This window comes from Amycolatopsis sp. WAC 04169 (assembly GCF_003947535.1).
GTDB classification, from domain to species: domain Bacteria; phylum Actinomycetota; class Actinomycetes; order Mycobacteriales; family Pseudonocardiaceae; genus Amycolatopsis; species Amycolatopsis keratiniphila.
On the sequence record NZ_QHJI01000008.1, the window covers coordinates 1 to 20,837 of the forward strand.

15 protein-coding genes and 1 pseudogene are annotated in these 20,837 nt (G+C 68.6%); 11 read left to right on the forward strand and 5 right to left on the reverse strand.

From position 1 onward, the window contains the following. The 4 genes and pseudogenes from DMC61_RS22190 to DMC61_RS22205 form a co-directional block, all read right to left on the reverse strand. A pseudogene (locus tag DMC61_RS22190) lies at positions 1 to 128 on the reverse strand (2-oxoacid:ferredoxin oxidoreductase subunit beta); the annotation flags it as partial. Then, the gene (locus DMC61_RS22195; protein ID WP_125691013.1) at positions 125 to 2,032 is read right to left on the reverse strand and encodes a 2-oxoacid:acceptor oxidoreductase subunit alpha; all 1,908 of its coding nucleotides are present in this window, start codon (positions 2,030 to 2,032) and stop codon (positions 125 to 127) included. The gene DMC61_RS22195 and the pseudogene DMC61_RS22190, both read right to left, overlap by 4 nt. Positions 2,033 to 2,321: 289 nt before the next feature. After that, positions 2,322 to 3,074 carry an enoyl-CoA hydratase gene (locus tag DMC61_RS22200; protein WP_125691015.1) on the reverse strand — a complete coding sequence of 251 codons (753 nt, stop codon included), beginning with the start codon at positions 3,072 to 3,074 and terminating at the stop codon, positions 2,322 to 2,324. A 13-nt stretch (positions 3,075 to 3,087) separates the two neighbouring features. Then, on the reverse strand, positions 3,088 to 3,534 hold the full coding sequence (locus tag DMC61_RS22205; RefSeq protein ID WP_005151923.1) for an Lrp/AsnC family transcriptional regulator: 447 nt from the start codon (positions 3,532 to 3,534) through the stop codon (positions 3,088 to 3,090). 74 nt (positions 3,535 to 3,608) lie between these two features. Between DMC61_RS22205 and ddaH the strand changes: the two genes are divergently transcribed. From ddaH to DMC61_RS22220, 3 genes are all read left to right on the forward strand, one after another. Beyond that, a complete protein-coding gene (ddaH, locus tag DMC61_RS22210; protein ID WP_172843537.1) occupies positions 3,609 to 4,454 on the forward strand; it encodes a dimethylargininase in 846 nt (281 codons plus the stop codon). Between the two features lie 91 nt (positions 4,455 to 4,545). Further along, positions 4,546 to 5,202 carry a polysaccharide deacetylase family protein gene (locus DMC61_RS22215; RefSeq protein ID WP_125691017.1) on the forward strand — a complete coding sequence of 219 codons (657 nt, stop codon included), beginning with the start codon at positions 4,546 to 4,548 and terminating at the stop codon, positions 5,200 to 5,202. Positions 5,203 to 5,308: 106 nt separating this feature from the next. Continuing rightward, complete coding sequence (locus DMC61_RS22220; RefSeq protein ID WP_016330991.1) at positions 5,309 to 5,971, forward strand: glycoside hydrolase family 75 protein; 663 nt, start codon at positions 5,309 to 5,311, stop codon at positions 5,969 to 5,971. A 49-nt stretch (positions 5,972 to 6,020) separates the two neighbouring features. Here DMC61_RS22220 and DMC61_RS22225 read toward each other — a convergent pair whose 3' ends face one another. Further along, the gene (locus DMC61_RS22225) at positions 6,021 to 7,421 is read right to left on the reverse strand and encodes an SdrD B-like domain-containing protein (RefSeq protein WP_125691019.1); all 1,401 of its coding nucleotides are present in this window, start codon (positions 7,419 to 7,421) and stop codon (positions 6,021 to 6,023) included. Positions 7,422 to 7,766: 345 nt separating this feature from the next. On the opposite strand from DMC61_RS22225, the gene DMC61_RS22230 reads away from it, so the two are divergent. The 8 genes from DMC61_RS22230 to DMC61_RS22265 all read left to right on the forward strand — a co-directional run bounded on the left by DMC61_RS22230 (position 7,767) and on the right by DMC61_RS22265 (position 20,837). Continuing rightward, positions 7,767 to 9,083 carry a nucleotide sugar dehydrogenase gene (locus DMC61_RS22230; RefSeq protein WP_072031146.1) on the forward strand — a complete coding sequence of 439 codons (1,317 nt, stop codon included), beginning with the start codon at positions 7,767 to 7,769 and terminating at the stop codon, positions 9,081 to 9,083. Continuing rightward, entirely contained in the window at positions 9,064 to 10,251 is a 1,188-nt protein-coding gene (locus DMC61_RS22235; RefSeq protein ID WP_125691021.1) for a glycosyltransferase family 4 protein, read from the forward strand. Before DMC61_RS22230 ends, DMC61_RS22235 begins: the two co-directional genes overlap by 20 nt. A 139-nt stretch (positions 10,252 to 10,390) precedes the next feature. Beyond that, complete coding sequence (locus DMC61_RS22240) at positions 10,391 to 11,671, forward strand: exopolysaccharide biosynthesis protein (RefSeq protein WP_125691023.1); 1,281 nt, start codon at positions 10,391 to 10,393, stop codon at positions 11,669 to 11,671. Continuing rightward, a complete protein-coding gene (locus DMC61_RS22245; protein WP_125691025.1) occupies positions 11,668 to 13,266 on the forward strand; it encodes a Wzz/FepE/Etk N-terminal domain-containing protein in 1,599 nt (532 codons plus the stop codon). The genes DMC61_RS22240 and DMC61_RS22245 overlap by 4 nt, the downstream gene beginning before the upstream one ends. 13 nt (positions 13,267 to 13,279) lie before the next feature. Continuing rightward, positions 13,280 to 15,175, forward strand: a complete 1,896-nt coding sequence (gene asnB / locus DMC61_RS22250; RefSeq protein WP_125691027.1) for an asparagine synthase (glutamine-hydrolyzing) — start codon at positions 13,280 to 13,282, stop codon at positions 15,173 to 15,175. 15 nt (positions 15,176 to 15,190) lie between these two features. Then, the gene (locus DMC61_RS22255) at positions 15,191 to 17,371 is read left to right on the forward strand and encodes a bi-domain-containing oxidoreductase (RefSeq protein WP_125691029.1); all 2,181 of its coding nucleotides are present in this window, start codon (positions 15,191 to 15,193) and stop codon (positions 17,369 to 17,371) included. Continuing rightward, the gene (locus DMC61_RS22260; protein ID WP_125691031.1) at positions 17,371 to 19,317 is read left to right on the forward strand and encodes an alginate lyase family protein; all 1,947 of its coding nucleotides are present in this window, start codon (positions 17,371 to 17,373) and stop codon (positions 19,315 to 19,317) included. Before DMC61_RS22255 ends, DMC61_RS22260 begins: the two co-directional genes overlap by 1 nt. Then, positions 19,314 to 20,837, forward strand: a complete 1,524-nt coding sequence (locus tag DMC61_RS22265) for a right-handed parallel beta-helix repeat-containing protein (RefSeq protein WP_125691033.1) — start codon at positions 19,314 to 19,316, stop codon at positions 20,835 to 20,837. The genes DMC61_RS22260 and DMC61_RS22265 overlap by 4 nt, the downstream gene beginning before the upstream one ends.

Sequence of the window (20,837 nt, forward strand, 5' to 3'; positions counted from 1 at the left end):
TCACCGCAGCCGGGACACCAGCGGACCTCCTGGTCCGACTTGTAGTCCTTCGCCTTCTGCGGTTCGGTCTCGGTCGGCACAAGGTCCAAGCCGCCGAGGGTGGGGATCCCCAGGTCGATCGCGGTCACTTCGCCCCCTCCGTACTGGTGATGATCTCCGTGAAGACGCCTTGCAGCTCTTCGGCCTTGAAGGGCAGCCCGGCGACCTTCGTGTACGACTTCACGTCGACGAGATACTTGGCCCTCAAGAGCATCGAAAGCTGGCCGAGGTTCATTTCCGGGACGACGACGGTGTCGTACGAACGGAGTACGTCACCGAGGTTGCCGGGGAACGGGTTGAGGTGGCGCAGATGCGCCTGCGCGATCGGCATGCCGTCCTTGCGGACGCGGCGGCACGCGGCGCCGATCGGCCCGTAGGACGAGCCCCAGCCGAGTGCCAGCACTCGTGCCTTGCCGCCGCTCGGATCGTCGACGACGAGGTCCGGGACGTCGATGCCGTCGATCTTGGCCTGGCGCAGCCGCACCATCCTGTCGTGGTTGTCCGGGTCGTAGGAGATGTGGCCGGTCTTGTCGGCCTTCTCCAGCCCGCCGATGCGGTGTTGCAGACCGGCGGCGCCCGGCAGCGCCCACTCGCGGGCGAGGGTCTCGGGGTCGCGTACATACGGCCAGAATTCCCCGGAACCGTCCTCGGCATTCGGCTCGGTGGCGAATTCCACGCGCAGATCCGGCAGATCCTCGACGTCCGGGATCAGCCACGGCTCGGAGCCGTTCGCGATCGCGCCGTCCGAGAGCAGGAACACCGGCGTGCGGTACTTCAGCGCTATCCGGGTGGCCTCCAGCGCCGCGTCGAAACAGTCCGCGGGGGACAGCGGCGCGACGATCGGCACCGGGGATTCGCCGTTGCGGCCGAACATCGCCTGCAGCAGGTCGGCCTGCTCGGTCTTGGTCGGCAGGCCGGTCGACGGGCCGCCGCGCTGGACGTCGACGACGACCAGCGGCAGTTCGGTCATCACCGCGAGGCCGATGGCCTCGGACTTCAGCGCGACCCCGGGCCCGGACGTCGAGGTGACGCCCAGCGCGCCGCCGTAGGAGGCGCCGAGCGCCGCGCCGATACCGGCGATCTCGTCCTCGGCCTGGAAGGTGAGGATTCCGTAGTTCTTGTGCTTGGACAGCTCGTGGAGGATGTCCGACGCCGGGGTGATCGGGTACGTGCCGAGCAGGATCTGCAGGCCGGACTGCTGCCCGGCGGCGACCAGCCCGTACGCCAGCGCGGTGTTCCCGGTGATCTGGCGGTACGTGCCCTGGTTCAGCTTCGCGGGCGCGACCTCGTACGTCGTCGCGAACGACTCCGTCGTCTCGCCGTAGTTCCAGCCTGCGCGGAAGGCCAGGATGTTGGCCTCGGCGATGTCGGCCTTCTTGGCGAACTTCTCACGCAGGAACCGTTCCGTGCCTTCGGTCGGCCGGTGGTACATCCAGGAGAGCAGACCGAGCGCGAACATGTTCTTCGCGCGTTCGGCGTCCTTTTTGGACAGTCCGGTCTCTTCGAGCGCGCCCCTGGTCAACGTCGACATGGCGACCCGGTGGACCTGATAGGCCGAAAGGGTGTCGTCGTCGAGGGGGTCGTTCTCGAAGCCGACCTTGACCAGGTTCCGCTTGGAGAACTCGTCGGTGTTGAGGATGATCGTCCCGCCTGCCGGGACGTCGGCGAGGTTCGCCTTCAGCGCGGCGGGGTTCATCGCGACCAGGACGTCCGGCCGGTCGCCGGGGGTGAGGATGTCGTAGTCGGCGAAGTGCACCTGGAAGCTCGAGACGCCCGGGATGGTGCCCTGTGGCGCGCGGATCTCCGCGGGGAAGTTCGGCATGGTCGACAGGTCGTTGCCGAAGGCGGCCGCTTCCGAGGTGAACCTGTCGCCGGTCAGCTGCATGCCGTCACCGGAGTCGCCGGCGAACCGGATGACCACCCGGTCCAGCTTGGCGACCTCGGTCGGCCGCACGGCCGACAAGGAGCCGTTGCCGTTCGCGCTCGTGCTCATAGGTCAGGGATTCCCTCTCTCCCGACGTGCGTCGTCCCCGGCCGTGCCGGGGATCGGCGTGCCTCGCCCGGCGATGTCGGCCAGGTCACAGGTCCATGTCCCGAGGTTAGCCCTCGGCACACTTCCCAGGTTGCCGTAGAAACGGGCCGGACCTACTTCTCAAGTGTCCTGAGCTCGTCGCTGAGCGGGGATTATCCGGTTTATCTGTTACTGATGGTAACGGTCAGCGATTCGGCTCGATTGTGAGCCGTATCTCCTTCAAGCGTAGTGAAGTCCAGTCGAGGAACGGTCAGCAGTTGGACAGTGAGGCCCGCAACCTCGCCAGCCGTTCGGTGAACGCGGGCGCGGTGAGTGACGCCACCTGAGGTTCGATCTCGGCGTCGACGGCGGCCGAATGGTCGGTCAGCGTGGCGGTGTGCCGAAGCGTGCGCTTCGTCGCCAGGAGCACGTCTCGCGGAGCGCCGACGGCGGGTTTCGCCAGTTCACGGGCGGCCTCGACCAGATCTCCTTCGACGAGCCGGAGCGCGAGCCCGGTTTCGACAGCGGCTTCGGCGCCGACGACCTCACCGAAGAGTGTCATCGCCGCGGCCTTCTGCGGGCCGACGAGCCGCTGGATCATCCACGTCATCCCGCCGCCGGGATGGATGCCGAGATCGAGAAATCTGGCCACGAACTTCGCCTTCGGTCCCACGATGCGGACGTCCGCGGCGAGCGCGAGGTTCAGTCCGGCGCCCACGGCGGCCCCGCCGACCGCGGCGATCGTCGGCAGGGAACACCGCGCCACCGAGAGAAAGCCGTCATAGATCGCGCGGAGCCCGTCCTCCCGGGCGCCGGCGAGCGTGTCCAGGTCGGCGCCCGCGCAGAACGCCGGTGGCGCGCCCGTGACGACCAAGGCGTGGACACTCTCGTCGGCTTCGGCGCGCGAGACGGCCTCGGCCAGTTGCGCGGACAGGTCGAGGGTCAATGCGTTGCGGGTCGCGGGCGCGTCGATGGTGAGCACGGCGACGCCGCCGTCATGGCTGGAGCGGATCTGATCGGTCACGCGGTCGAGGGTGTCACGCTTCGGGCGTCGGCGGGCGCTCCAGCAGCCTGGACAGGACGACGGTGGAGACCGTGCGGTCGACGATCTCCAGCCCGCGGAGCCGTTCCAGGGCGGTCTCCAGGTGATGGATGTCCGAAGCGCGCAGATGGACGATCGCGTCGGCCGCGCCGGACACCGTGTAGGCCGCGACGACCTCGGGAAGCGGCTCCAGCCGGGCGCGGATCCGGGCCGGGGTGATGTTGCCGTTGCAGGTCATCTCGACGAAGGCCTCGGTGCCCCAGCCCAGCGCCTCGGGGTCGACCACCGCGGTGAACCCGCGCAGGACCCCGGTTTCGAGCAGCCGGTCGACCCGGCGTTTCACCGCGGGCGCGGACAGGCCGACGACTTTGCCGATGTCGGCGTAGCTGGACCTCGCATTGGCCATCAGGCACGAAACGATTCGCTGGTCGATGGTGTTCACACGCAATGTTTAGCAGGTATGTGCGCAGCGAACAGCGATTGATTGCGGAATTAGGTAACCCTTACCCTTCGGGTATGCCGGAACTGGAGCAGCAGCCCCGTGTACCCACGACGCGCCGCTACCTCATGTGCCCGCCGCGGTACTTCGCGGTGGATTACGTCATCAACCCGTGGATGGACCCGTCGGTCCCGGTCAGCGTCGACGCCGCGATGGCGCAATGGACCGAACTCCGCGACACCTACCGACGCCTCGGCCACACCGTCGAGGAGATCGACGCCCAGCCCGGCCTGCCCGACATGGTGTTCGCCGCGAACTCCGGCACGGTCGTCGACGGCCGGGTCCTCGGCTCGCGGTTCCGCGCCCCGCAGCGCACCGCCGAGGCCGAGCACTTCCGCCGCTGGTTCGTCGAGCACGGCTATCGCGACATCACCATGCCCGAGAAGATCAACGAAGCCGAAGGCGACTTCGCCTGGACCGGCAAGGTCCTGCTCGCCGGCACCGGCTTCCGCACCGACCCGGCCGCGCACGCCGAGGCGCAGGAGGTCCTCGGCGTCCCGGTGGTCTCGCTGCGGCTGATCGACCCGAGCTACTACCACCTCGACACCGCGCTGTTCGTGCTCGCCGAGGCGACCGACACCACGTCCGCCCAGATCGCCTACTACCCGGAGGCCTTCTCGGCCGGGTCGCGGAAGGTGCTGGAGCGGATGTTCCCCGACGCGGTAATCGCGGACCGGGCCGACGCGGAGTGTTTCGGCCTGAACGGGGTGTCCGACGGCCGCAACGTAGTCCTGCCGGTCGAGGCGACCGGGTTGGCGGCGCGGCTGACCGAACGCGGCTACGAGGTCGTCTTCCTGGACATTTCCGAGCTCCGGAAGGCGGGCGGCGGCCCGAAGTGCTGCACCCTGGAGATCCGCAAGTAATCCATTAGTGGACACCTTGCGAGATCATGTAACTACTCCATTCGCCAACGCGATTAATCGGGAAACATACTCGGTCCCGAATGAGGCGCGGATGGTGATCCTGGCGATCGGCGGCGTGGGCAAACCCGTGCGCGCGCTGGATCCGGGTGAAGACGAAACATGGGTGACCGTCGAGCAGTTCGAGCGGGTGCTCGACGCGGTGGCCGGACGTGAAGACGTCGGGCTCACCTTCGACGACGGCAACTCCTCGGACGTCGAGATCGCGCTCCCCAGATTGGTGGAGCGCGATCTCACGGCCGAGTTCTTCCCCCTCGCCGGCCGGATCGGGCAGCGGGGCTTCCTCGACGCCGACGGTCTTCGCGCACTGGTCGAAGCGGGCATGTCGATCGGTTCGCACGGCTGGGAGCACCGCGACTGGCGGCGGCTCGACGGCAGGCACGCCCGGCGCGAACTCGAAGTCGCGCCGAAACTGCTCGCGGACCTGAGCGGGAAACCCGTGCGCGCGTACGCGCCGCCGTTCGGCGCCTACGACCGGCGGGTGCTCAGCAGGCTCCGGCGTTCCGGCGCGACGCGGGTCTACACGCACGAAGGCGGAGCGGTGTCGCGCGACAGCTGGCTGCGGCCGCGTACCGAGGTCCGGCACGACGTCGATCAGGAATGGATCGACAGCGTGCTCGGTAACCGGGAAGGTCTGTACCGTCGAGCGGGACGGATCATGGCGCGGGTCGCCAGGCTTGCCCGCTTTTGACCGATTTTCCTTGTACAGTGGGAAAATAACCCTTGAGCCGAACCGTCGGCGAAGGCATTCTGAGCACCCTCGATAAAGAAGCTTTATTAACTAAGGGGTGCTCGGTATGCGGAAACTGCTCCTGTTCTCGGCGATGGTGGTGGCCGCCGGACTGGCCCCCGCGGCGACTGCCGCGGCTTCGGTGCAGGCGGGCCCGACCGCGCAGCAGCTGCTGGCGAAGACCACCAGCTGCAAACAGGTCTCGAACGGCAAGTACAAGACCGACGAGGAGACCGGCCGGACGATCGCGGTCTGCGACGCGGGTAGCGCCGTGTTCTGGAAGGCCGACATGGACGTCGACTGCGACGGGCAGCCGACCGCGCGGTGCAACAAGAACACCGACCCGTGGTTCCAGGACGGCACCGCGTACCCGCGCTCCGACGGCAAGGCGCTGGTCGCCGACGAGACGCCCTACATCGTCGTGCCGAGCATCAGCAGCACGTGGAACTTCGAGAAGGCCGGCCTCAAGGGCGCCGGTTCGTGCGCGGTGATCTACAACGACAAGGTGCTCTACACCGTCATCGGCGACACCGGCCCGAAGAACATCATCGGCGAGGCGTCCTACGCGACAGCGAAGGCGCTTGGCATCAACCCGGACCCGAAGAACGGCGGCGTCGACTCGGGCGTTACGTACATCTGCTTCAAGAACTCGAAGGTCTCGCCCATCGAGAACCACGGGAAGGCGACTTCCGTTGGGGAGGGGCTGGCGGCGAAGTTCGTTCAGGGCTGACGGAAATCGAACGGCCCCGGGAGCTTTCGCGCCCGGGGCCGTTCTTCGTTCAGCGCCGGACTACTTGCTGGTGCCAGTCGCCGAACCCGTAGGGCGGGGCGATGACGTACACATCGGTGTCGCCGCCCGCCCGCCACGGCGCGATCGCCCGCAACTGGTAGACACCGACCGCGACGTTCGGGAAGGTCACCCAGCCGTCGGCGCCAGTCCTCGCGAGCGACACGAGTTTCCCGCCGTCGGTGGTCAAAGTGACGGTCACGTTCGGCACCTGCTCGCCGGAGTCCCACTGACCGTTGCCGTTCTTGTCGGTCCAGATCCGGCCGCGGGAGTCGGCCCGTTTACCCGGCACCTTCGCGTTCTCGTAGGCATACGGCCCGGAACTCAAGGAGTTGTCGTTGTCGAACCAGCAGTCGAGCCCGGTCTGACCGTAGGCGCCCGCTTTCGCGGGCACCGTGCCGGTGACCTTCAAGACCACGCTTTGCCCAGGGGCGACCTTGCCCGCCTTGTTCACGTAACTGAACGCACCCCACTGGGCCGCCGGGACCTCCAGGCCCCGCTCGAAGCCGCCCGGGTCGCATCCCGCGTACAGACCGCTGACTTCGCGAGTGCCGGCGTTCGTGAGCGTCACCGTCGCCGTCGCGGTCTCGCCCACCGCGTAGCTCGTCTTGTCGAGCGTGATCTTCGCGCTCAGCGCATCCGTCAGCGGACGGATCGCTCTGCCTTCGAGCGCGGTGTTCTGCCCGCTGCCGTCCACCCTCAGGCTCGGTGGGTATCCGGTCACCCAGCCGTCCGGAAGCTTCTCGAAATGCCAAGAGATGTTGGGGCCGACCGGTACGGCATCGAAAGCGAATCGGCCTTCGGCGTCGGTGACCGCTACGAGGTACTCCGACATACCCGGACCGATCAATCGAGCTTCGGCGCCGGCGAGTCCTTCCCCGGGCGAGAGCTTGCCGTCCTCATTGCGGTCGCCGTAGAGGACCCCGGCGACTCGGTCGGTGGTGTCGGGTGAAAGCAGTCCGACGGTGGTCCGGCTCCGGTTGTCCGAGTAGTCGGCCTCTCCCGGACCGCTCACGTCGATGACGAGCACCGGGTTTCCCTCGGTGAGGGTGTACACGCTGCCCTTGAGCGTGTACGTCCTGCTCTCGCCCGGCGCGTAGGTGGCGCCGTCCGTGGATCGGAGGTCGCCCCAAGAGGCTTCCTCGATGGCGAAATAGGCGCCGGACTCCCGGTCGCCGTATCCCTTGACCTGATTCGCCGTCGTGTCACCGATGTTGGCGACCGTCACCTCGATCGGGATGGCGTCGCCCGGGAGCCAGCGTCCCTCCTGGGCCTTGGCCGTCACTTTGATGTTCGGGCCGGTGGCGGCGTACGCGGGCACGGCGGTCATCAGCCCGGTGACCGTGAAGGCCACGGTCAACGCGCCGATCGCGCGCAGCGACTTTCTTCGCATGGTGTTCCCCCAGTCCCGCCCGACGAGCACCCGTCCCTCACGGACGTCCCCAGGCGATCGTTGACGAAGCGAACCTAAAGTCCGGAACATCCAGGCGGCCAGAGCGGAACATTCCGGTGACAACGCCGGGCAACCTCAAAGGCGTCTCAACCGTGTTTACGGGTCTCGTGCGGATCGAGACGAAACCCTTACGCGCGCCCTGTAGCGTTTCGCGCCCTTCGAACGATGAGTAATTCCCTTGCCGCACAGGCATTCCGCCAAAAGCAGGCGAACGACGGACACCGGTAACGAACCCGGTCCCACCGCCGACCAACGGGCAGCGGAATGCGGCTGGAGGAATTCGTCATGAAGATCAGTGTCTTCGGGCTCGGTTACGTCGGTTGCGTGTCGGCGGCGTGCCTGGCCGGACGCGGGCACGAGGTCGTCGGGGTCGACGTGAACCCGGTGAAGATCGAACTCGTCTCCAGCGGCAAGGCGCCGGTGGTCGAGGAACGGATCGGGGAACTGACCGCGGAGGTGGTCGCTGCGGGCAAGCTGAGAGCGACCACCGACGTGAGACAGGCGATCGCGGACAGCGAAGTCTCCCTGATCTGTGTCGGTACCCCGTCCGCGCCGAACGGCAGCCTGTCGACGGCGTTCCTGGAGCGCGTCGCCGAGGAGATCGGCGAAGCGCTCCGAGACAAGACCGAACGGCACACCGTCGTCTTCCGCAGCACCATGCTCCCCGGCACCTGCCTGGACCTGCTCGTCCCCATCCTCGAGAAGTCGTCCGGCCGCACCGCCGGTGTCGACTTCGGCGTCGCGGTGAACCCCGAGTTCCTGCGCGAGGGGAGCAGCGTCAAGGACTTCTTCGACCCGCCCAAGACCGTCATCGGCGAACTCGACCCGGCCAGCGGCGACGTCGTCGCGGCGCTGTACGAAGGGCTGCCCGGCGAGGTCTTCCGCGTCGCGATCCCGGTCGCCGAGATGACGAAGTACGCCGACAACTCCTTCCACGGGCTCAAGATCGGCTTCGCGAACGAGCTCGGCGCGATCTGCCGCGCGCTGGGGCTCGACTCGCACCAGGTGATCGACGTCTTCCTCGCCGACCGCAAGCTCAACATCAGCCCCGCCTACCTTCGCCCCGGGTTCGCCTTCGGCGGCTCGTGCCTCCCCAAGGATCTGCGCGGCCTGGTCTACGCCGCGCACCGCGCGGACGTCGCCGTGCCGATCCTCTCGCACGTGCTGCCCTCCAACGACGAACACCTCCAGCGCGCCTTCGATCTGGTGGCGCGCACCGGAAAACGCAAGATCGGCCTGTTCGGTCTGTCGTTCAAGCCCGGCACCGACGACCTCCGCGAGAGCCCGCTCGTCGAGCTCGCGGAGCGGCTGCTCGGCAAGGGTTACGACCTCCGCATCTACGACGCCAACGTCAGCCTTTCGCGACTGATGGGCGCGAACCGCGAGTACATCGAGGGCAGGCTGCCGCATCTCGGCCAGCTGCTGGCCGGCTCCATCGACGAGGTCGTCGACCACGCCGAGGTCTGCCTCATCGGCTCCTCCGACCCGGAGGTCCTCGCGGCGCTCCCGGCCGGCGGCGGCCGCACCATCATCGATCTCGTCCGCGTACCCGACGCCGCCGAGCGCCGGGCTGAAGAGGGATATGTCGGTCTTGCCTGGTAAAGCTCTCATCCTCGTCGAGAACCTTTCCGTCCCCTTCGATCGCCGCGTCTGGCAGGAGTGCCAGACCCTTCGCGACGCCGGCTGGGAAGTCCACGTCATCTGTCCACAAGGGACGAAACGGGACACCGAAGCCGAGGTCACCATCGACGGCGTCCACATCCTGCGATACCCGCTGAAGGCCGCCACCGGTGGCCCGGCCGGGTACGTCCAGGAGTACGGCTCCGCGCTGTGGCACACGCTCCGGCTCGCCCGCAAGGTCGGCAAGGTCGACGTGGTGCACGCCTGCAACCCGCCGGACCTGCTGTTCCTGGTCGCGCTGTACCTCAAGCGGCAGGGCGCGAAGTTCATTTTCGACCAGCACGACCTCTGTCCCGAGCTGTACCTCTCGCGCTTCCACCGCGGGGAGGACTTCCTGTACCGCGCGGTCTGCGCGCTGGAGCGCCGCACCTACAAGACGGCCGACGTCGTCATCGCGACCAACGAGAGCTACAAGGACGTCGCCGTGAAGCGCGGCGGCAAGTCGCCGGACGACGTCTTCGTCGTGCGCAGCGCGCCCGTGGTCGAGCGGTTCCACATGGTCCCGGCCGAGCCCGAGCTGAAGAAGGGCAAGCCGCATCTGCTCGCGTACCTCGGCGTGATGGGTCCGCAGGACGGCGTCGACTACGCGTTGCGCGCGCTGGCTTCGCTGCGTGACGAGGTCGGCCGTGACGACTGGCATGCCGTGTTCATCGGTTCCGGTGACGCCTTCGACGCCATGGTGGCGTTGTCCAAGGAACTGAAGCTCGACGACCAGGTCGAGTTCACCGGCCGGATCTCCGACGAGGATCTGCTGCGCTACCTGTCCTCGGCCGACGTCTGCCTGTCGCCGGATCCGCTGAACCCGCTCAACGACGTGTCGACCATGAACAAGATCATGGAGTACATGGCGATGAGCCGTCCGATCGTCTCCTTCGAACTGCGGGAGGCCCGCGTTTCGGCCGGGGAGGCCGCGCTGTACGCGCCGGCGAACGACGAGCCGGAGTTCGCGAAGCTGATCGCGCATCTGCTCGACTCGCCGGAACAGCGGGCCGAGATGGGTGAGCTGGGCCGGGCGCGCGTTGCCGGTCCGCTCTCGTGGGAGAACTCTCAGAAAGCCCTGCTCGCGGCCTACGCGGCCGCGGTCCGGTGATCGACATCCCGGTCGCGTTTTGAACAAGACTCGGGCAATCCTGTAACCAACATCGCGGTCGCTCCGACGGGATTGATGCTGCACCCGCACGCACCGATGGGAGACCCCGGCTTTGACTGACGACACGGTGCGCCTGTCCATGATCGGACAGGTCTTGCGCGGGCGATGGCGGACCTTGGTGGTCCTCGCCGTGCTCGGCGCCCTGATCGGCGCGGGATCGTCGGTGATCCTTTCGCCCGGCTATCGGACGACGTCCAGTGTCCTTCTTCAGGGCCCGCGCGAGGCGGACGAGCTGCTCACCCAGGCCGAGGTGGCGACCAGCTCGGTCGTGCTCGACCGGGCGGCCGCCGGCCTCGGCGACGGGATGTCCGGCGCCGAGTTGCGGGACAGGGTGGCCACGTCGGTCGCACAGGGCAATGTCATCACCATCGAGGCCACCGGTGACACCGCCGAACAGACGCAGCGGATGGCCGACCAGATCGCGGGCGAGTTCGTGAAGTACTCGACGCAGATCATCGCCGGTTCCGGCGACGCGGCGGTCCAGCTGGCGCAGGAACGCCGCGAGACGCTGCGCCAGCAGGTCCAGCAGACGAACCAGCGCATCAGCGAACTCTCCGCGAAGGTCAACGAAGGCAAGACGACCGTCGAGAGCGTCCAACTCCGCACCGAACTGCAGGGCCTGCGCTCGTCGATCGAGTCGGCGATGTCCAGTTTGAACGCGGCCGACACCGCCAGCGGCCTCGGCAACATGGTCGTCCTCGGCTCGGCCGAACTGCCGTCCTCGGCGGCGGCGCCCACTCTTCCGCAGCTCGCCCTCGGCGGCGCGGCGCTGTTCTTCCTCATCGGCCTGTTCGGTCACCTCTTCACCGCCCGCACCGACCGCCGGCTGCGGGACGAGGAGGAGATCGCCGCGGCGATCGGCGGACCGGTGCTGGCGACCTTCGACGCGGTCGAGCAGGCGCCCCCGGCCACCACGTTGCGGGCCAAGCTCCTCCGTGACGACAGGCCGTGGAACGTCCCGCGGGTCGACGTCTTCGCGGACGAGATCGACTCCGACGTCCTGTACCGGCGGCTGATCTCCCGGCTGCCGCACCGGCGGCTGCTCGTGGTCTCCGCCGACGGCGATCACGCCGGGCGGGCGGCCGCCGAACGGCTCGCCGCGCTCGCCGGCCGGTGGTTCACCGTCGTGACGGTGTCCCCGGCACGGCCCGTCGTCGCGGACACCGACGCGGACGGGGTCCTCGTCGTGACGAGCCTCGGCTCCCGGTCCGCGTGGGAGCTGGTCGGGATCGCCGAAGCCGTCGCCGACGCCGGTCTCGCCATGGTGGGCACCGTGCTGATCCGGCCGGTCCGGCCGGCCCGCACCCGGCCCGGCACGCCCACCCCGTCCGACCACGAAGCACTGGCAGGTACCGCGTGACCAGCGCCGAAAAAGCGAAGTCAGAACCGCTCATCGATCTGCAACGGCTGGTCGTCTCGATACGGAGACGACGCCGGATGTGGCTCGCGACCGCCCTGCTGGGGTTGATCGCCGGCGGGCTGGTCGCGATGCTCCTGCCGTCGCCGCCCACCGCGGTCGCGCAGATCCTCGTGATCCACCCCGACGATTCGCCGACCGACAGCGGAACGCTGATGCGTACCGACGTCGCCGTGCTCCAGACGACGAAGACGGCGGGCGAGGCGCTCAAGAAGCTGAACAGCACGCAGGCGCCGGAGGAGTTCCTCAAGGATTACGAGGGGCTCGGCCTGACGAACAACGTGCTCCAGCTGACGGTCAAGGGCAAGACCAAGGACGAGGCGCTGGCCCGCGCGCAGGCGATTTCGGACGCCTTCATCGGTGAGTACATCGGCCGCAACCAGGCGGCCGCGGCGGCGCAGCAGAAGGCGCTGCTCGACCAGCGCAACCAGGCCCAGAACGAGCTCACCCCGATCGAAGCGTCGATCGTCACCGAAGAGGCCAAGGGCCGCAACGCCAATCCCGCCCAGCTGGAGCGGCTGTACTCGCGCCGCGCGGAGCTGACGTCCAAGATCTCCGACTACGACGGCCGCGCGCAGGAGGCGGGTATCGGCACGCCGAAGGTCGCCGCCGGGACGCAGATCGTGGACGCGCCGCGGATCCTGCCGCATTCACTGCTCAAGACCCTCGCCACTAACGCCGGGATCGGCTTCGCGCTGGGGTTGCTCGCCGGGCTGGGGCTCGCGGCCGTCACGAGCGTGGTGAAGGACCGGCCGGTGCTGCGCCGCGAGATCTCGCAGCATCTCGGCGCCTCCGTGATCGCGCAGTTGCCGAAGCCGCCCCGGTTCCTGCGCCGCTCGCGCGCGGCGACCCGGCGGCAGCGGGTCGCGGCGACCCTCGTCCGAGCGGCCCGGCAGGAGCGCGGTTCGGTGTCGCTGCTCGACCTCGGCGCCCGTCAGATCACCGCCGCGCTCGCCGTCGACATGGCGCGCGAACTGGCCGAGAAGGGGCCGGTGTCGCTCGTCGACGACCTGCCGAAGACGGACCTCCGCGAGCTGGCAGGCCAGGGCCCGGTCCAGGTGCTGGACCGCGGCGACGTCCCGATGGCCGCGAACGAACGGCGTATCGGCGTCGGCTCCGTCGAGCCGGGTACGGCGTGGACCGACCTCGAATTCCTAGGCAGGGAAACGATCCTCGTCGTGCGCGCCGGGCACGCGAACACCGAATGGCTGCACACCGTCGCCCGTCAGCTGGCGGACCGGCGGATCCCGATCATCGGCGTCGTGGTGGTGGACCCGGATCCGCGCGACCACACCGACGGGACGCTGTGGGACGGCCTGCACACCGCGTTGCGCGGTCGCGCCGGTGCCGTGCCGGAGCGCACGGCCCCGCCGGAACGACGGGAGCCGCGGCCGGTGGTGAAGCCGGTCGAGATGTTCCCGCGGGAGAAGAAGAGCGCGCGGCGGCATCCGACCCCGTACAAACGCGCCGACGACAACGCCGATGCGCCGACCAAACGATTCGCGCCTGTGTCACCGGATAACGCCGAAGCCTTGTAGGGGGAGAGAGCAGATGTGCGGCATCGCAGGGGCCTACTTCTGGCCGGACGGGGGACCGCTCACCGATCGGCTCACCAAGACACTCGCCCACCGGGGCCCCGACGGTTCCGGCAGGTACGACCACGGAGAAGTCCATTTAGGACACCGACGGCTGTCGATCGTCGACCTGACCGAGACCGGCGCGCAGCCGATGGTCAAGGACGGGCTCGCGCTGACCTACAACGGCGAGCTGTACAACGCGCCGGAGCTGCGGAAGGAACTCGAAGCCGCCGGTGTGCGCTTCCGGGGCACGTCCGACACCGAGGTCCTGCTGGAAGCCTGGCGGAAGTGGGGCACCGAGGGCCTGCACCGGCTGCGCGGCATGTTCGCGTTCGGCGTCTTCGACGAGCGTTCCGGTGAGCTGGTGCTGGTCCGCGACCAGCTGGGTATCAAGCCGCTCTTCCTGGTGCGCCGCGGCAAGGGGGTCGCGTTCGCGTCCGAGCTGAAGGCGCTGGCGGCCGAACTGGGCGGCTCGCTGACCGTCGACGACACCGCGCTCGTCGCGTCCCTGCTCTACTACTGGGTCCCGGACGGCCGGTGCGCGTTCCGCGAGGCCGAGAAGCTGCCGCCGGGCAGCTGGGCGCGGTTCCGGCCGAACGGCGACGTCGAACGCGGCACCTTCTGGTCGCTGCGCCAGGTCGCCGAAGAGGGCGCCGCTTATGAAGGCGAGTTCGACCTCAACGCCGTCATCGAAGACTCCACGCGCAAGCACCTGATCGCCGACGTGCCGGTCGCGACGTTCCTCTCCGGCGGGCTCGACTCCAGCTACCTGACCGCGCTCGCCGCGCGCGAGCGGCCGGGGATCTCCGCGTACACCATCGGTTTCCGTGCCGAGGACGCGAAGTTCGAGGCCATGCCCGACGACCTGATGTACGCGAAGAAGGTCGCCGCGAAGTTCGGCGTCGACCTGCACGAGATCGAGATCGCGCCGCAGGTGCTCGACCTGCTGCCGAGGATGACCTACCACCTCGACGAGCCGATCGGCGATCCGGCGGCGATCAACAGCTACCTGATCTGCACCGCCGCCCGTGAGGCCGGCGTCAAGGTGATGCTCTCGGGGATGGGCGCCGACGAGCTGTTCGCCGGGTACCGCAAGCATCTCGCGAACAAGATCGCCGTCCGGTACCAGCGGGTTCCCGGTCTCGTGCGGCGGCCCGTCGAGTCCCTTGTGGACAGACTGCCGGTGGCGACCTCGAAGCGCGGGTTCCGTTCGGTCCGGTTCGCCAAGCGGTTCCTCTCGTTCGCGGAGCTGCCCGAGGAGACCGCGTTCCGGCGCAGCTACACGATGTACGACCAGGCCGAACTCGCCGGCCTGCTGAACCCGGATCTCGCGGGCGCCGTCGACGATGTGATCACCGAACACGCGGACACCTATCACGACAACACGTTGTCGGATTTCGTGAACCGCATGTGCCTCGCCGATTCGCGGCTCTTCCTGCCCGGGCTCAACCTCGCCTACACCGACCGGTCGAGCATGGCCGCCTCCACCGAGGTGCGGACGCCGTTCGTCGACATCGAGGTCGTGAAGGCCGCGTTCCGGATCCCCGGGGACAAGAAGATCGTGAAGCGCCAAGGGAAGATGGCGCTCAAGGAAGCGGCGCTGTCCATCCTCCCCGCCGAGATCGTGCATCGGCCGAAGGGGCTGTTCAGCGCGCCGCTGCGGGCTTGGATGAGCCGCGACCTCGCGCCTCTGGTGCGCGAGGTGACGAACGAAGGTGAATTGGTGAAGGCCGGGTTCCTCCGCCGGGAGGCCCTGCGGAAGCTCGTGGACGAAGACGCGTCCGGGCAGCAGGACCGGTCCAAGCATCTCTGGCACATCTTGACCCTCGAGTACTGGTACCGCGGCGCCGTTTCGGCCCGGACCCCCTGATCGCTGAGGAGCGACGTGAAGCAGGTAGTGCAGAACTACAAGAGCGGGGAGCTGGCGCTCCTCGACGTCGAAGTGCCCGCGTGCAAACCGGGGGGTGTGCTGGTCCGCACCGCCTATTCGCTGATCTCCACCGGCACCGAGATGATGAAGGTGTCCGAGGCGAGCCTTTCGCTGGTGGGCAAGGCGAAGGCCCGGCCGGATCAGGTCGCGAAGGTGATGCAGAGCGTCGCCACGAACGGGCTCGGCGCCACTTACCGCAAGGCGATGAACAAGCTCGACTCGTACACGCCGCTGGGGTATTCGCTGTGCGGCGTGGTCGAAGAGGTCGGCGCGGGCATCGACGACGTCGCCGTCGGGGATTACGTGGCGTGCGCGGGGAACGAGCACGCGCTGCACGCGGAACTGAACTGGGTGCCCAAGAACCTGTACACCAAGGTGCCGGACGGCGTCGACCCGCGGCACGCCGCGTTCGGCACGGTCGGCTCGATCGCGATGCAGGGTGTCCGCCAGGGCGAACCGCAGATCGGCGACATCGCGCTGGTCATCGGGCTCGGCCTGATCGGCCAGCTGGTCGTGCAGCTGCTGGTCGCCTCCGGGGTCCGCGTGGTCGGCGTCGACCCGGACCCGTCCCGGTGCGCGCTGGCCGAACGGCTCGGCGCCCTGAAGTGCGGTGACCCGGCATCCGGCGTCGTCGACACGGCGGTCGCGGAGATCAGCTCCGGGCACGGCGTCGACCAGGTGTACCTCGCCGCGGGCGGCAGCACGAACGAGCCGGTGGAGCTGGCCGCGAAGCTGGCCCGCGACCGCGGCCGCGTGATCGACATCGGCAAATGCTCGCTGAACCTGCCGTGGAACGCCTACTACGAAAAGGAACTCGACGTCCGGTTCTCCCGCTCGTACGGCCCCGGCCGCTACGACCCGGAGTACGAACTCGAAGGCCGCGACTATCCGATCGGCCAGGTCCGCTGGACCGAGCGCCGCAACCTCGAATGCGTCGTCGACCTGATGGGCAGCGGCCGTCTCGACGTCGAGCCACTGATCTCGCACGTCTCGGCGTTCTCCGACGCGGTGGAGACGTACCGGAAGCTGAACGAGGGCGAGCTCAAGGCCGTCGCGGTGCTGTTCGAGTACGAGAAGCGCGCCGTCGCGGCCACCGAGCAGGTCGCCGAGGTCGCGATGCCGAAGACCGCGTCGGTCCGGGCGGTGCCCAAGGGCGGCGGCGTGCGGGTCGCGTTCGTCGGCGCGGGCAACTACGCGTCCTCGATGCTCCTGCCGCATCTCGCGGAGATGGAGGGCGTCGATCTCACCGAGGTCGTCACCACCTCCGCGCTCTCGGGGGCGAACGCCAAGCGCAAGTTCGGCTTCGCCCGCGCCACCACCGATCTCGACACGATGCTCGAAGACGACTCGATCGACGCCGTGTTCGTCGTGACCAGGCACAGCTCGCACGCCGAGCTGACCAGGCGCGCGCTGCTCGCGGGCAAGGCGGTCTTCGTGGAGAAGCCGCTCGCGTTGTCGGAGAAGGAACTGGAGATCGTGCTCGGCGCGATCGAGGAATCCGGCAACGACCGGCTGCAGGTCGGGTTCAACCGCCGGTTCGCGCCGCTGCTGAACGAGTCGGTGCTCCACTTCGGACCGCGGATCGGGCCGGCCTCCGTGCGGTACCTGGTCAACGCCGGACAGCTCGACGCCGGCAGCTGGTACAACCAGGTCGAAAGCGAGGGTTCGCGGTTCGCGGGCGAGGGTGGCCACTTCATCGACACGGTCAGCTGGCTGCTCGGCTCCGACCCGGTGTCGGTGTACGCCACCGCGACCCCCGGCCACCAGGACCTGCAGATCCTGCTGCGCTACCCGGACGGCTCGACCGCGTCGATCGCGTACACCACCAGCGGTTCTTCGGCGTTCCCCAAGGAGACGATCGACGTCACCGCCGACGGCAAGGTGCTGAAGTTCGACGACTTCGCGCGCGCGTCGGTGTTCGGCCGCAAGAAGTGGGCGAGCTCCAGCATCCCCAAGGGCCGGGACAAGGGCCAGGCCGCCGAGCTCGAAGCGTTCGTCAACGCGCTGACGACCGGCGTCTCGATGCCGGTTTCCGTCGAGTCGCTCGTTTCGACGACGCTGGCCACGCTCGCGGTCAACCGCAGCCTCGAAACCGGTTCCGTGGTGCGGATCAACGCCAAGGAGGGGCTGGGCTGATGGATCTGTCCTGGTACCTGCGAAGACTGTCGAGGATGGGGCCCGCCGAGATCGCGGGCCGGGTCACCGACGTCGTGCGCAAACGCCAGTGGCGCGGGGTCGCGGGGGAGAAGGCGGTCTGGCTGCCGGACCGCCGGTTCGCGACGGTGCCCGGCGAGGACGTCCTCGCCGCCGTCTCGGGCGAAGCGGTGAAGGATCTGCTCGTCACCGCCGACCGGCTGATGGACGGGCGCGCCGAGTACTTCGGCGTCGAGCGGGACGACCTCGCCGATCCGGACTGGTCATACGACCCGAAGACCGGCCGCCGGGCGCCGTCCGATGTGTACTCCTTCGACATCCCGTACCGCAGCGAGGAGACCGTCGGCGACATCAAGCAGATCTGGGAGCCGTCGCGGCATCAGCACCTCACCGTGCTGGCCGCCGCGTACGCCCTGACCGGGGAGGACCGGTACGCCGAACGCGTGGCCGCGCACCTCGGTTCGTGGTGGACGGCCAACCCGCCGATGCGCGGCGTGCACTGGGTCAGCGGGATCGAGCTCGGCATCCGGCTGCTGTCGTGGGTGTGGGTGCGGCGGCTGCTCGACGGCTGGGCACAGGCCCCGGCGCTGTTCGAGGACAACCCCGTGGCGCTCAACCAGATCTGGCACCACCAGCGCTGGCTGGCCGCGTTCCCGAGCCGGGGTTCGTCGGCGAACAACCACGTGATCGCGGAGGACGCCGGGCAGCTCGCCGCGGCCTGCGCGTTCGCCTGGTTCCCCGAGTCCGGCCAGTGGCGGGACGCGGCGCTGGCGTCGCTGGACAAGATGTTGCGGCACAACACCTTCGACTCCGGTCTGAACCAGGAACTCGCCACCGAGTACCACGGGCTCGTCCTGGAATTGGGGCTCGCCGGAGCGCTGGAGGCGAAGGCCGCCGGGGTCGCGGTGCCCGAGTCGACCTGGCTCGTCCTGCTCCGGATGACCGACGCGCTCGCGTCCATTGTGGACAATCGGTTGCGGCCGCCGCGGCAGGGCGACGCGGACGACGGCTTTGGGCTGATCGTCGACGGCGACGAGACCAGCCGCTGGGCGTCGCTGATCGACACCGGATCCGTCCTTTTCGGACGGTTGGACTGGTGGCCGGAGACGCCGGGCGGGGACGTCCGCACCCAGCTCTTCTCCGCGCTGGCCAAGGACATCCAGGTCGGCGCCCGGCGTCCGGCGCGACGGCGGGACGACTTCGCCGACGCCGGGATGACCATCCTGCGCGACGGCGACCTCTGGTGCCGGTGTGACGGCGGGCCGCACGGCTTCCTGTCCATCGCCGCCCACGCGCACGCGGACGCGCTCTCGGTGGAGGTCCGGCACGACGGCGTCGACATCCTCGCCGACCCCGGAACCTACTGCTACCACGGCGAACCGAAGTGGCGGTCGTACTTCCGGTCCACGGCCGGGCACAACACGCTCGAACTCTCCCGCACCGACCAGTCCGTATCCGGCGGGCCGTTCCTGTGGACGAAACACGCGGTCACCACGGTGATCGCGGCGGGGACGCCGTCGCGCTGGAGCGCGGAACACGACGGCTACGCGCCGTCGGTGCACCAGCGTTCGGTGGAACTTGACGGCACCGAACTGACGATTCTCGACGAGGTCCGCGGCGGCGAGGCACGGCACTGCCGTCTCGCGTTCCACCTCGGACCCGCCGTCGAGGTCGCCTTGACCGGGAGCAGGGCCGTCCTGTCGTGGACGGCCGACGGCCAGGACAGGACGGCTTCGTTCGAGCTCCCACCGGAGCTCACCTGGTCGGCGCATCGCGGCGAAACCACGCCGCCGATGGGCTGGTACTCGGCGGGTTTCGGCCGCCGCGAGCCCGCGTGGACCCTGCTCGGCGGCGGAACCGCCGCCGACGGGGCCACGTTCACCAGCGTGCTCACCTTCGAATCGGGTAACGAGGATCCACCATTGTGATCGCACGACCGCACCGCCTTCGCCGGGCAGCGCTTCTGGTGCTGCTCGGCTCGTTGACGCTCACCGCCTGCACGGCCCCGGCCGACGAACCGGGACCGGATCCGGGCAAACAGCCGTCCGGTTCCGTCGCGCAGGTGTGCGACAAGCTGCCGGAGGGGCCGGCCGAAGCGCCGGCGGGGGCGGTGAAGATCGACCCCGCGGTGCCGGGCGATCTCGCCACGAAGACCCGCTCGAACCCGGCCGGGACGACGTTCTGGCTGGCACCGGGCACGCACCGGCTCGGCGACGACCGCTACGACCAGGTCAACCCGAAGCAGGGCAACGTCTACATCGGCGGCCCGAAGGCGATCCTCGACGGCCGGAAGATCAACCAGTACGCCTTCTCCGGCAACTCCGCCGACGTCAAGATCCGTAACCTGACCGTCCAGGGTTTCGCCGCGCCGCACGACGAAGGCGTGGTCAACCACGACTCGGCCGACGGCTGGGTCATCGAGCAGAGCACCGTCCAGGACAACGACGGCGCGGCGCTGATGGCGGGCGCGCGGCAGCAGGTCCGCGGGAACTGCCTGCGGCGCAACGGGCAGTACGGGATGAACGCCTACGCGCAGCACAACAGGATCACCGGCCTCGTCGTCGAGGGCAACGAGATCACCGGCAACAACACCGGCGACTGGGAAGCCAAGATCGACGGCTGCGGCTGCTCGGGCGGGGTCAAGTTCTGGTCGGTCGACGGTGCCGACATCACCGGAAACTGGGTGCACGACAACCGCGGCGTCGGCTTGTGGGCCGACACGAACAACAACGACTTCCGCATCGAGGCCAACGTCATCGAGAACAACGACGGCTCGGCGCTGATGTACGAGACCAGCTACAACGCCGTGATCACCGGCAACACCATCCGCCGCAACAACTGGGTGGACGGCAAGCGCTACATCGACCGCGGCGACAGCTTCCCGGTGGCGTCGATCTACGTGTCCGAATCCGGCGGCGAGCCGAGGGTGAAGGCGCGGACGGACAAACTGGAGATCTCCGGGAACACGTTCGAGAACAACTGGAACGGCGTCACCCTGTGGGAGAACTCCGACCGGTTCTGCAACAGCCCGGCCAACACGTCGTCCGGCTCCTGCACCCGGCTGGTGCCGGACCAGGCGAAATGCGCGCAGCCGGCGATCGCGTCGGGCGGCCTGAACGCCGACTGCCGGTGGAAGACCCAGCGCGTGGAGATCCACCACAACCGGTTCGTCCTCGACCCGGCCGTCGCGGGCTGCGAGGAGAGCTGCGCGCGGATGGCGATGCTCGCGAACTTCGGCACGTACCCGGACTGGTCGCCGTACAAGGGCGAGGTCGTGCAGCAGGCGATCACGTTCCAGCAGGGCAACCGGCTTTACGACAACGTCTACTCCGGGCCGTGGAACTTCGTCGCGTTCGAGCCGAGCCGCGTGCTCGGCTTCGGCGAATGGCAGGGCGCGCCCTACAAACAGGACCAGGGCAGCAAACTGACGCGTGCGGGAGGTGGCTGA